This is a genomic window from Stenotrophomonas maltophilia group sp. Smal12 (genome assembly GCF_037079935.1).
Classification (GTDB): Bacteria; Pseudomonadota; Gammaproteobacteria; order Xanthomonadales; family Xanthomonadaceae; genus Stenotrophomonas; species Stenotrophomonas sepilia.
The window spans coordinates 74,556-87,224 of the sequence record NZ_JBAWUK010000015.1 but is presented as its reverse complement, the minus strand read 5'-3'; the positions used below and the strand labels follow the sequence as shown (position 1 = coordinate 87,224).

9 protein-coding genes are annotated in these 12,669 nt (G+C 67.1%); 3 read left to right on the top strand and 6 right to left on the bottom strand.

Going from position 1 to position 12,669, the window contains the following annotated elements; all coding sequences use genetic code 11:
- The first annotated feature begins 63 nt into the window (after positions 1–63).
- From WDC87_RS09075 to mtnC, 3 genes are all read left to right on the top strand, one after another.
- Positions 64–705: a methylthioribulose 1-phosphate dehydratase gene (locus WDC87_RS09075; RefSeq protein WP_005416352.1), complete on the top strand. Its 642-nt coding sequence runs from the start codon at positions 64–66 to the stop codon at positions 703–705.
- A 92-nt stretch (positions 706–797) separates the two neighbouring features.
- Positions 798–1,355, top strand: coding sequence for an acireductone dioxygenase (locus WDC87_RS09070; protein WP_065177596.1), 558 nt, complete (start codon positions 798–800; stop codon positions 1,353–1,355).
- Between the two features lie 3 nt (positions 1,356–1,358).
- The gene (mtnC, locus tag WDC87_RS09065) at positions 1,359–2,054 is read left to right on the top strand and encodes an acireductone synthase (protein ID WP_061479251.1); all 696 of its coding nucleotides are present in this window, start codon (positions 1,359–1,361) and stop codon (positions 2,052–2,054) included.
- Between the two features lie 86 nt (positions 2,055–2,140).
- On the opposite strand, the gene WDC87_RS09060 is transcribed toward mtnC, so the two are convergent.
- The 6 genes from WDC87_RS09060 to WDC87_RS09035 form a co-directional block, all read right to left on the bottom strand.
- Positions 2,141–4,759 carry a glycoside hydrolase family 2 protein gene (locus WDC87_RS09060; protein WP_252744872.1) on the bottom strand — a complete coding sequence of 873 codons (2,619 nt, stop codon included), beginning with the start codon at positions 4,757–4,759 and terminating at the stop codon, positions 2,141–2,143.
- A 90-nt stretch (positions 4,760–4,849) separates the two neighbouring features.
- On the bottom strand, positions 4,850–6,076 hold the full coding sequence (locus tag WDC87_RS09055) for an AGE family epimerase/isomerase (protein ID WP_252744871.1): 1,227 nt from the start codon (positions 6,074–6,076) through the stop codon (positions 4,850–4,852).
- On the bottom strand, positions 6,073–7,068 hold the full coding sequence (locus WDC87_RS09050; RefSeq protein ID WP_111007966.1) for a carbohydrate kinase: 996 nt from the start codon (positions 7,066–7,068) through the stop codon (positions 6,073–6,075). The genes WDC87_RS09055 and WDC87_RS09050 overlap by 4 nt, the downstream gene beginning before the upstream one ends.
- Before the next feature lie 7 nt (positions 7,069–7,075).
- Positions 7,076–8,389 carry an L-fucose:H+ symporter permease gene (fucP, locus tag WDC87_RS09045; protein ID WP_005416346.1) on the bottom strand — a complete coding sequence of 438 codons (1,314 nt, stop codon included), beginning with the start codon at positions 8,387–8,389 and terminating at the stop codon, positions 7,076–7,078.
- Between the two features lie 60 nt (positions 8,390–8,449).
- Positions 8,450–9,499, bottom strand: coding sequence for a LacI family DNA-binding transcriptional regulator (locus tag WDC87_RS09040; RefSeq protein WP_061479246.1), 1,050 nt, complete (start codon positions 9,497–9,499; stop codon positions 8,450–8,452).
- Positions 9,500–9,595: 96 nt separating this feature from the next.
- The gene (locus WDC87_RS09035; RefSeq protein WP_301655286.1) at positions 9,596–12,061 is read right to left on the bottom strand and encodes a GH92 family glycosyl hydrolase; all 2,466 of its coding nucleotides are present in this window, start codon (positions 12,059–12,061) and stop codon (positions 9,596–9,598) included.
- Positions 12,062–12,669 lie beyond the last annotated feature (608 nt).

Genomic DNA, 12,669 nt, shown 5'->3' with positions numbered 1-12,669 from the left:
ACCGCTCTACACGACCCGCCACGAGGGGCTCAGCCGTTGGCCGAATCCAGTAAAATCGTCGGCATGAACGCCCCCACCTTCCCCTACGACACCGCGCGCCTGAGCGAACTGGCCCAGCTGCTGATCGACAACGTCCGCGAACTGGCCCATGCCGGCTGGACCCCGGCCACCAGCAGCAACTTCTCCCACCGCCTGGACGATCGCCACGCGGCGATCACGGTGTCCGGCAAGGACAAGGGCCGCCTGATCGAGGACGACATCATGGTGGTGGACTTCGACGGCCAGGCCGTCGGCCGTCCGCTGCGCCCGTCCGCCGAGACCCTGCTGCACACCCAGCTGTACCGCCGCTTCCCGGACGTCGGCTGCGTGCTGCATACGCACTCGCCGGTGCAGACCATCGCCTCGCGCCTGTACGCGCCGCAGGGTCATGTCCGCCTGGAAGGCTACGAGCTGTTGAAGGCCTTCGCCGGCAACAGTACCCACGAAATGGCCATCGATGTGCCGGTGTTCGCCAACACCCAGGACATGAACGTGCTGTCGAAGCAGGTCGATGACCTGCTCGACCGGCAGAACCTGTGGGGCTATCTGATCGATGGCCACGGCCTGTACGCCTGGGGCCGCGACATGGCCGAGGCACGCCGCCACCTGGAAGCGTTCGAGTTCCTGTTCCACTGCGAACTGGAGCTGCGCAGGCTGCGCGGCTGAACCGGCGCGCAGGTGCAGATGCCGATCCGGAATCTGCGCCCTACACCCACCCTGCTACCCTGTCTTCCCCCCGAGACGTTCAAGCTGCCGCCATGAGCCGACTGCGCATCTACGACGACACCCGCCCCGATTCGCCGCTGCTGGACACCCAGGACGGCGCGGTCATCACTGCCGAGCTGCAGAAGATCGGCGTCACCTTCGAGCGCTGGCAGGCCACCGCGCCCGTCGCACCGGGCGCCAGCCAGGAGGAAGTATTCGCCGCCTACCGCGCTGACATCGACCGCCTGGTCGCCGAGCGCGGCTTCAAGAGCGTGGACGTGGCCTCGATCGCCCCGGACAACCCGAATCGCGCCGAGCTGCGCAAGAAGTTCCTCGACGAGCACTTCCACAAGGAAGACGAAGTGCGCTTCTTCGTCGCCGGCTCGGGCCTGTTCACCCTGCACGTGGGTGACAAGGTCTATGAGATCGAGTGCGTGAAGGATGACCTGATCGCCGTGCCCGATGGCACCACCCACTGGTTCGACATGGGCGAGGAACCCAGCTTCGTGGCGATCCGCTTCTTCACCGAGCCGGATGGCTGGGTCGGTCACTTCACCGGCACCGACATCGCGCAGAAGTTCCCTCGTTACGTACCCACCCAGGCGTCCTGATCCATGCAAGCCCGCGTCATCCTGACCGATATCGAAGGCACCACCAGCAGCATCTCGTTCGTCAAGAACGTGCTGTTCCCCTATGCGCGCAAGGCATTGCCCGCGTTTGTCGCCGAGCATGGCCAGCAGCCGGACGTCCGCCGCTGGCTGGATGCGGTGGCAACCGAGATCGGCGGTGCCTGCCAGGACAGCCTCGTGGCCGAGACGCTGCAGGGCTGGATCGACCAGGACCGCAAGCACACCGCACTGAAGGCGCTGCAGGGACTGATCTGGGACGAAGGCTACCGCCGTGGCGACTACACCGCGCACTTCTACCCGGAAGTAGCGCCGGTGCTGAAGGGCTGGCACGCCTCCGGGCTGCCGCTGTACGTGTACTCCTCCGGCTCGGTGCCGGCGCAGAAGCTGTTCTTCGGCTTCAGCGATGCCGGGGACCTCAGCCCGCTGGTGTCGGGCTGGTTCGACACCGAAGTCGGCGGCAAGCGCGAGGCCGACAGCTACCGCCGCATCGTGCAGGCCATCGGCGTACCGGCCGGCGAGATCCTGTTCCTGTCCGATGTGGTGGAAGAACTGGATGCCGCCCGCGAAGCCGGGCTGCAGACCCGCCTGATCGATCGCCTGGATGATTACCCGATGCCGCGTACCGGGCAGGCCGCCAACGGCCACGAACGGGTCGAGAATTTCCAGCAGATCCAGCTGTAAGCAAGAAAAAGGGGACGGAGGGGATTAAGTCGTTTGTGGCACACATGGGCCACAAACGACTTAATCCCCTCCGTCCCCTTTTTTGCTCAACGGTCGTTGAGGGTCTTCACCTTCAGCGCTTCGCGCAGGGTAACCAGATCCACCGGGCCGCGCACCGCGATATCGCGGGTTTCACCCGGCAGCAGGTCCAGCAGGTTGTCTTCGACCTGCACATCCAGCGCGCCGAAGTCGATCCACGCCGCGCGCACATACGCCGCGCTTTCCAGCCGCAGACGATAGTGGTCCCCTTCGATGGACAACGTGGCCTTGAGTTTCTGCCGCGGCAACACCTGGTCCTTGGCTTCAACGAAACCGACCACCTGCCGCGCACTCACGTTGCCGTCCTGCAGCAACTCGAACACCGCCACCGTACGCATCGGGTCGGCACCGGCCAGCAGCTCCGCATCGCTGAAATCGCCCATCGGGGTGACACCCGCCGCCGCCAACGTCACCGTTTCCTCGCGACGACGCAGCACCTTCCCCTCCACGTCCATCACCCGCAGACGCCAGCGCGCATCCAGTGCGGCACCGTCGTTGATCAGGCGCACCCGCGTGCTGCCCTCGTCGCGCAGCGCTGCCACCGTCACTGGCGCGAAGAAACGCCGCGCGGCGAAGTGCAGCGCCTTCCAGCGGCCGAAATAGTCCACGCTGGACCACGAGGCGCCGGGCCAGACATCGTTGAGCTGCCAGTACAGCGAGCCCATCGTGTACGGGCGCGAGGCGCGATGGTGCAGTGCCGCCAGAGCGATGCCATCGGCCTGCATCACCTGGCTGAGGTAGACGAAGTCCTCGAAGTCCTTCGGCGTACCGTAGCCCAGCTCGATGTAGTGCAGCAGGCGGCTGTTGCCCTCGCCCGCCATGAACTTCTGGTGCGCACGGATCACCGGGCTGTCGATGCGCTGCTCGGCGCGGGTGGCGATCTGGTCCACCGTCGCCACCGACGGCCACGCCTGCAGCCCGTACTCGGACATGAAGCGCGGCGTCTCACGCAGGTAGGCCTGCACCGGCAGCGCCGGATTGCCCCAGACCTGCCAGTAGTGCTTGTCGCCGCGGGTCGAGTCGTTGGCCTTTTCGTCAAGATCGTTGCTCGGTGAACTGGACCAGTACGGCACGCCCAGCCCTTCCTCGCCCACCACCGCGCGCAGATCGTTGCCGAACAGGTCGACATAGCCCTGCCAGACCTTCGCTGCAAACGCCGGGTCGGCCGCCTTCAGGTCGCGACCATGGCCCCAGTCCTTCCAGGCGGTTTCTTCCTCGTTGTTGCCACACCACAGCACGATGCTGGGGTGGTGGCGCAGACGGCGCACGTTGTCGCGTGCTTCGGCCACCACGTTGGCACGAAACGCCGGATCGTAGCCCGGCTGCATGCCGCCGCCGAACATGAAGTCCTGCCACACCAGCAGGCCCAGTTCGTCGGCGATGTCGAAGAACGCGTCCTCCTCGTAGTAGCCGCCGCCCCAGTTGCGCAGCATGTTCATGTTGGCGTCGCGCGCGGCCGTCAGCACCTGGCGCAGGCGTGCGGCATCGACGCGCGCGGGGAAGGCATCGAACGGAATCACGTTGGCGCCCTTGGCGAAGATCTCCACGCCGTTGATGACGAAGGCAAAGCCCTGCCCGCCCTTGCGGTCTTCCTCGCGGCGCAGTTCGACCGTGCGCAGCCCGATGCGCTGCTCGCGCGCCAGCTCCGGCGCGCCACCTTGGTCCAGGCGGGCCTGCACCGTGTAGCGGTCCTGCGCGCCGTAGCCGACTGGCCACCAGCGCCGCGGATCGGCCAGTTCAACCGGAACCTCGATGCTGTTCTGGCCGGGCTTCAGCAGCACCGTGCGCTGCACCTGGGCCACGCTGCGACCCTGCGGATCGCGCACATCCACAGTCACCACGGCCGAGCCCGCCGCCGCGCCCTGCTCCACCTGCAGCAGCACGGCCAGCTTCGCCTGCTCCGCGCTCAATGCATCCGTGCGCACCGCAAGATCGGTCAGGCGGTGCGCGTCCCAAGCCTGCAGATCGATTCCGCGCCAGACGCCGGCGGTGACATAGCGCGGACCCCAGTCCCAGCCGAAGTGGTAGGCCGGCTTGCGCGCGAAGTTGCCGACCATCGCGTCCTTCGGCTCATCGCCATACGGCGACGGGTAGTTGCCAGCGATCTTGTGCGGCATTGCCTGCACGCCCGGCAGCAGGGTGCGGATCGGCGAACGGAACACGATCTGCAGTTCATTGTCCCTGGCCCGCAGGCGCCCATTCACGCGCGCGCGCCAGGTCCGGTGCGCGTTGTCCGCACGCAGCAGCGGCTTGCCGTTGAGGCTGACGTCGGCGTAGGTATCCAGACCGTCGAAGCGCAGCTCGGCATTGGGCTTGGCCAGCGTCGCCGCATCCACGTCGAAGCGCGCGCGGTACTCCCAGGCGGCCAGGCCGATCCATTGCAGTTCGGCCTCTGGTGCGCCGACATACGGATCACGGATCAGTTCGTGAGCGAGCAGGTCGGTGTGCACGCTGCCCGGCACCGTCGCCGCCCGCCATTGCTGCAGACCTGGATGAGCGGCGCCCTGCGCGTCGCCGGGCAGCATGCGGAACTCCCACTGTGCCTGCAGCGGCGTGGCAGCGACCGGGAAGGCGGACGCCGCGATCAGCAGCAGGAGCAGGCGGACAACGAGGGGAAGGCGATGCACGGGATGCTCCTGTTATTCCGCCGGGCATGGTCCGGCGCTACCTGCAAGTCCAGTTCACGGCAGTGCCGGGCCATGCCCGGCGCGCCAACCTCAACGCACCACGTTCAACACTTCGTAGCACGCACCCATGGTGTGGTAATCCACCTTGCCGGCCGGGCTCTTTTCGTCGCTGTACTTGCGATTGTCGGCATCGAGGATGCGGAACCAGGCGCCGTACCGGTGATCGACGAAGTGTTCCCACGAATACGCCCAGATACGCTCGTACCACTGCCAATAGCGGTCATCGCCGGTACGCTTGGCCATCAGTGCGGCGGTCGCCAGCGTCTCAGCCTGCACCCAGAAATACTTGTCGTCGTCGCAGACAGAACTGTCGCCACCGATCGGGGCGCCATCCATGCCCGGCTGCCGGCGCGACTCCGGCGCGAAACCGTAGTACAGGCCACCCCGCGCCTCGTCCCAGCTGCGCGCCACAGCCACGTCGAACAGGTGCTGCGCGGTCGGCACCAGCCAGTCGACCTGCACATGGCGGTCCAGGATCAACAACAGCTTGGCCCATTCGGTCTGGTGGCCCGGCTGGAAGCCCCATGGGCGGAACAGGTGCTTGGGGTCGTCCAGGTTGTAGTCCCAGTCGATCTCCCAGTTGGAATCGTAGTGCTCCCACACCAGGCCACCGGCCTTGGCGGCCTGGCGACGGGTCATGTTGTTGGCCAGCTGCAGCGCGCGCTCCACATAGCGCTGTTCGCCGCTGGCCTCGAAGGCGGCCAGCATCGCCTCGCACATGTGCATGTTGGCGTTCTGGCCACGGTAGCCGGTGAAATTCCACTGCCCATCGGCTTCGTCCTTGTAGAGGCCGTGCTGGGGCTCCCAGAAGCGCGCCTCCAGCAGCTGCCAGGTCTCGTCCATCCATGCGCGGGCCTGTTCGAGACCGGCCTTCAGTGCGCAGCTGTAGGCCAACAGCACGAACGCCACGCCGTAGCAGTGGTTCATGTCGTCCTCGACCTTGCCGTCGCGCAGGGTCCAGGCGTAACCGCCGGTGGCCGGGTTGCGGTGCACCTCGCGCAGGTAGCGCACGCCGTGCTCGACCGCCTCACGGTACTCGGCGTTGCCGAATTCGCGGTAGGCCATCGCGTAGTTGAAGACGAAACGCGTGCTGCTCACCAGATGGCGATGGTTGGCGTCGTAGATGCTGCCGTCGTCACGGAAGTAGTGGAAGAAGCCACCGTTCGGATCGATGCACCGCGGATGGTAGAACGCCATCGTATCGGCGATGTGCGCGCGCAGGAACGCGGGCGAACGGAAGTCGGGGGAGGTGCTCATGCGTTAATGTCCTGGGCCTGCAGCAGCTGCTGCACTTCATCGAGCGAGGGCATCGCGGCGAACGCGCCCTTGCGGGTAACAGCCAGCGCACCGACCGCAGCACCGAAGCGCAGCGTGGCGGTGATCGCCTCCGGGTCCTGGCAGAAGGCGGCAAAACCGGCACCGGCGCCGCTGCGCTCCAGCAAGCCGACCAGCACGCCACCGACGAAGGCATCACCGGCCGCGGTGGTATCGACGGCAGCCACGCGGAAGCTGGTGACCGTGCCGTGGTTGTCGCGCGTGTACCAGTGCAGCGTGGCCGCACCGTCGGTGACGATCACCCAGCGCACGCGCGCAGCGAGCAGGCGCCGCAGTACCGCAGCCTCGCCATCGGCACCCAGCGGCGCGGCCAGGTAGTCCAGCTCCTCGCGCGACAGCTTGACCAGGTCGGCGCGTTCCAGCGCCTGCCACAGGCGCGGTGTCGGGTCCTCGTTCGCCGGCCACAGCGCCGGACGCAGATTGAGGTCGAGGCTGACCACCGCACCAGCCGCACGCGCGCGATCCATGCCGGCGAAGGTCGCCTCGGCGATCGCCGCTTCGGTCAGGCTGTTGGAACAGACATGGAAGCACTGTGCGCTGTCGAAGCACGCCGCCTGGAAGTCGCTGTCACGGAACAGCAGGTCGGCTGCCGGCGGGCGATAGAAGCTGAAGCTGCGCTCGCCGCTGGCATCCAGTGCGACGAAGGCCAGTGCGGTCTTGGCCGCATCGGTACGCACGATGTAATCCGTGCCCACGCCGTGCTCGACCAGGCTGTCGGCCAGGAAGTCGCCGAACATGTCGCGGCCCAGCGTGCCGACGAACTGCGTCTTCGCACCCAACCGGGCGGCCGCAACGGCAACGTTGGCCGGTGCACCACCGGCGTACTGCAGGAAGGCGCGCGGCGTGTCGGCCGAGGCCGGCGGCTGCGCTAGTAGATCGATCAAAATTTCGCCGAAGCAAACGATGGCACCCATTCCGGACTCAGCCTCCCTGCGTTGCGGAGGCCGGCGTACGCGCGCCGACCAGTCCGTAGAAAATGATGTAGCCGTAGCACAGCAGCGGCAGGATGAAGCTGGCCTGCACACCGATGTGGTCGGCCAGGACGCCCTGCAGGTACGGCACCACGGCACCGCCGACGATGGCCATGATCAGCAGGCTGGAGCCCTTGTTGGTCAGCGGCCCCAGACGCTCGATGCTCAGCGCGAAGATGGTCGGGAACATGATCGAGTTGAACAGGCCGATCGCCACCACCGAGTACAGCGCGATGTTGCCGGAGCTCAGCATGGTCGTGACCAGCAGCGCCACGTTGACCAGCGCGAAGATCGCCAGCAGGCGGCTGGGCGAGAAGCGCGCCAGCAGCGCGGAGCCCGCGAAGCGGCCGATCATCGCCATCGTCCAGTAGGCCGACACGTAGTGCGTGGCTTCCTGTTCGCTGAAGCCACCGATGTTGGGCATCGACAGGTAGTTGACCAGGAAGCTGCCGATCGACACCTCAGCGCCGACGTAGAAGAAGATGCCCAGCACGCCCAGCAGCAGGTGGCGCTTGCGCAGCGCATCCAGGTAGCTGTGGTGGTGGCCCTGGTCGGCCTGCTCGGTGGCGTCGCTCAGCGCCGGCAGGCGGAACAGGAACACGAACAGCGCCAACAGCACCAGCGCCACGGCCAGGCCCACGTACGGTCCCTGCACGGCCTGCGCCTCGGCGGCACGGTAGGCCAGCTGCTCGGCGGCCGGCAGCGCCGCGATGTCGTCAGCGCTCTTGACCGTGTTGGACAGGATCAGCATGCCGCCGAAGATCGGGGCGATGGCCGTGCCCAGCGAGTTCAGCGCCTGCGCCAGGGTCAGGCGGCTGGAACTGGTCTGTTCCGGGCCCAGCAGCGCGACGTACGGGTTGGCGGCGACCTGCAGCACGGTAATGCCCGTGGCCAGTACGAACAACGCGCCGAGGAAGGCGCCGTACACGCGCAGCTCGGCCGCCGGCCAGAAGCCCAGCGCGCCAATGCCGGCGATCACCAGTCCAGCCACGATGCCCTTCTTGTAGCCCAGCGCCGCCACCAGGCGGCCCGCCGGCAGCGACATCAGGAAGTAAGTGCCGAAGAAGGTGAACTGCACCAGCATCGCCTTGGCGTAGTTCAGTTCGAACACCGCCTTCAGGTGCGGGATCAGGATGTCATTGAGGCAGGTCAGGAAGCCCCACATGAAGAAGATCGTGGTGACGACAGCCAACGCCTTGCCGTTGGTGACGGCGGGTGCGTTGCCCGAAGAACCCGATGGACGGGGCGTTGCGGAAATCGGCATGCGGTACGCGCCTCGATGCGCGGAAGGTCGTTGTTGCGTGGAAGGGGTATGCAGAAGGAATCAGTTCGGTCGTGCGGCACTGCTTTCGCGGATGCGCAACTGCACCGGCGCAACCGTGCGCCGTGGCGGCGCGTCCGGTTCGTCCAGCCGCTGCAGCAGCAGCGCGGCAGCCTGGCGGCCACGCTCGCGCGGGTCGGCGGTGAGCGTGGTCAACGGCGGAACCGCGACCGACGCCTCGGAAATATCGTCGAAGCCTGTCACGGCAAAATCACCGCCCGGACGGATACCGCGCGAATTCAAGCCCAGCATCAGGCCAAGCGCGACGGTGTCGTTGTAGCAGACCGCCGCACTTGGGCGATGGCCATCGGCGAACAGCTCATCGGTGCGCGCTGCCGCTTCCAAGCGATTCGGGGCCGATTCGATCATCCAGCCCGGCGGCAGCGACAGGCCGGCCTCGGCCAGCGCCTGCTGGAAACCCGCGCGGCGCTGGTGGCAGGAACTGGATGCGGCGTGGCCCCCGAAGAAGGCGATCTGGCGATGGCCGCGCTCGATCAGGTGGCGCGTGGCCAGATAGGCGCCGTGCTGGTTGTCCAGGGTCAGGAAGTCCCAGTCGGCCCCGGCCAGTTCGCGGTTGAACAGCAGCACGTTGGCATTGGCGCCCAGTGCCTGCCGCAGCTGTGCGGTATCGCTGCCCTCGGCCGGCGACAGGATCAGGCCGGCCGGGGTGTGCTCCATCAGCGTGGACAGCACCGCCTGCTGCCGCTCCGGCGATTCACCCGTGCTGCCGAGCAGGGTCACGTAGCCACGCCCGCCCAACGCCTCGTCCACGCCCGATGCGAACTCGGCGAAGAACGGGTTGGAGAGATCGTTGATCACCAGCGCGATGCTCGACGAGGTACGACGGCGCAGGTTGGCCGCCGCGCGGTTGTAGACGTAACGCTGGCGGCGCAGTTCGGCCTCGACCTTGGCCCGGGTATCGACGTTGACCAGCGGGCTGCCACGCAGCACCAGCGACACGGTTGCCCGTGACACGCCGATCGCGCGCGCGATGTCGGTCACCGTCACCGCCTTGCCGGCGCGCTTGCTGGGACTGTTGCCGTTGTCGTTCATCGTCTTCCCGGACTCCGCTGGAGGCTCAAGCCTAATGGATCAGGGCCGTGTCGTGCCGTGCCGTTCGCTGGGTCAGCGCGAACGGCACAGTCCGGCTCAGCGCAGCTGGCTGCCCGGTGCCGCGCACCAGGACACCGGCAGGTCCTTCACCGCCGTGCCCCAGCCCTGCTCCGGCGCCTTCGCGTCGAGTGCGAACTGCAGGCGCGGGCCCTGCTGCAGGCGGTCCCAGTCCAGCCACACCGGTGCATGCGGCTGGCCGTCGACCCGCACACCCTGCACGTACTGCAGGCGGCGGCCATCGGCACCCGGCGCGTCGATGCGCAGGGTCCGGCCATTGCCCATGTCCACTTCGACCTTGCTGAAGCGCGGCGTGTGCAGCAGGAACTGGCCGCTGCCCGGCACCGCCGGGTACACGCCGATGGCGCTGAACAGGTACCAGGCCGACATCGTGCCGAGGTCATCGTTGCCGGTCACGCCATTGGGGGCATTGGTGAACAACTGCTGCGCGGCACGCACCACGGCCGCGGTCTTCCACGGCTGGCCGATCAGCGTGTACAGCCACGGCGAGTGCAGGTCCGGCTCGTTGTTCGGGTTGTAGCGGAACTGGTTGTAGTAGCTGTACGGCCCGACCACCCACGCCTTGCGGGCGGCATTGAGCGGATCGGCCTGCAGCGCGTCCATCGCGAAGAACGCATCCAGGCGGCGACCGGCCTGTTCGCGGCCGTCCATCGCTTCGACCAGGCCCGGCACGTCCTGCTGCGCCAGCCACTGGTACTGCCACGCCGTGCCCTCATGGAAACCGTGGTGCGAACGCGGACTGTAGTGGCCATCGGCCGGCGTGTACCACTGGCCATCCTCGGTGCGCGGGCGCGGGAAGCCGGTGAAACCCGTCTCGGCATCGCGCACCTGCGGGTCCCACACCTTGCGCCAGTTGCGGCCACGCTCACGGAGTGTCGCCGCATCCTGCGCATGGCCCAGGCCATCGGCCATCTGCGAGAGCGCGCAGTCGGCCAGCGCATATTCCAGCGTGGCCGAACCACCATGGTGCGGATCGACATCCATGCCCTTGGACGGGAACGCGCGGTCGTAGGCCACATAGCCCTTGTCCAGGTAGGTCGGGTTGCCGGAGCGTCCGGCCATGCGCGAGTTCAGTGGTGGCGTGCCGAAGGCATTGCGGCGCAGTGCATCCCAGGCTTGCGATTCACGGCCCTTGAGCGCGCCGAAGCGCCACAGGTCGACCATGAACGGCGTGACCGGATCGCCGGTCATGATGTTGGTCTCGAAGTTGGCATAACCCCAGCGCGGCAGCCAACCGACCTGTTCGTCGATCGCCAGCAGGGTACGGCCGATGTCGCGCGCCACGTCCGGGCGGGTCAGCGCCAGCCACTGGTTCTGCGCGCGGTAGGTATCCCACAGCGAGAAGTACTCGTAATAGGTCCAGCCATCAGCGCGGTGGATACCGTCGTCATAACCACGGTAGCGGCCGTCGGCGTCGTTGCCGGTCATCGGCTGCAGCAGCGCGTGATAGACCGCGCTGTAGAACACGGTGCGGTCATCGGCGGTGCCGCCCTGCACGCGCACCCGGCCCAACTGCTCACGCCAGGCCTGCTGGGACAGCGCGCGCATGCGGTCGAAGCCGAGCAGCGCCCCATTCTGCATGCCTTCTGCGCGCAGGTTGGTGCGCGCGCCTTCGGCATCCACGTGCGAGATCGCGCTGACCGCTGTCACCGACTGGCCCTTGGCCAGGTCGAAGCTGAGCCAGGCACCGTTCGGCTTCTGCTCGCCTTCCATGCTGTGGCGCGCGCCCGGCAGGCCACCGCCCTCGCCCCAGGTGCCATGCGCCTTGAACGGACGGTCGAACTGGATGCGGAACCAGGTGGTGTACTGATGACCGCCGCAGAAACTCTTGGTGACCAGCTTGCCCTCGACCACGCGGTCGCCGACCACATCGACCACGCTGCCGATCACCGAATGGCGCTCGTTGGCCTGGCCGACGTTGACGAGGACGTGGCCATCGCCGCTGCGCTGGCTGAAGGTGTAGCGCTCGGCCGCGGCACGGGTACGCGCGGTCGCCTCGGCATCGATGCCACCGTAGCTGGTCAGGCGCACCTTGTAGTAGCCGGCCTGGCCGACCTCGCCATCGTGGGTGTAAGCCGACGCATAGGCCTTGTGGTCGAACTGCTTGGCATTGCCGGTATCGAAATCGCCACCCGGACCGATCGAGCCGGTCACCGGCAGCACCGACACCTGCCCGCCCTGTTCCCAGCAACCCGCGCCGGACAGGAAGGAGTGGCCGAACCCGCGGATCTTCTCGTCGTCATAGCGCCAGCCCGAGTAGTGGCTGCCGATCGGACTGACCTGGATCAGGCCGAACGGTGCCGACGCACCCGGGAACGTGTTGCCGTCGTCCTTGCTGCCGATGAAGGTGTTGACCTCGCGCTCCAGCGCTGCCGGGGCAGCCTGCAGCAGCACCGGCACTGACGACAGCGCGAGCAGGCAGGCCAGGCGCACCAGCGGGCGCGAGGACAATGGGACGGCGGGAGCGGACGGCACTGGGCGCATGTCGGGTTCCTGTAGTCGATGACGCGGAGGCAGACGGCCGGGGGCGTTCGGCACCGTTCCGCTGAGCCCTGCCCTGACCTGCAGAGAGCTCCCCCTGGAATGACGCCCGACCCACCAGACCGTGAATTTAGATCGATTCAAGTAGAGCATGCAGGTTCAGCCGAATGCATTCTGCGGCGCAGCATGAGATGGGGTGTTCGGCAGGGCTGCGCCCTGCACGTGCTACGAGCTGGAGCAACAGCAACCGCAACAGCAGAAGCAACAGCAGAAGCCGGTTTCCTGTGGGGAGTCGGGGTGGGTCCGGTTGCGGGGGACGCCGTAAACCCGTCCCCGCAGTCCGACACCGCCCCGCCAAGCCACAGACAACCCAGAGCCGCTTTGGCTTTGGCTTTGGCTGTTGCCGGCCAGCGGCCGGCACTACCGCGGGTGCAGGGCGCAGCCCTGCCGACCCACCCTCCCCTGCGCACGAAAACGATTTCACTGATTTCAGCAAACCGTCATCCCTTCGCCACGCCAGTACCATATTGCGCAGCAGCATGCGCCTGCGGGCGACCCGTGCTAAAAATCGCCCGCCCATCGCTTAGATCGATCCAAGACGACGCTGCGAT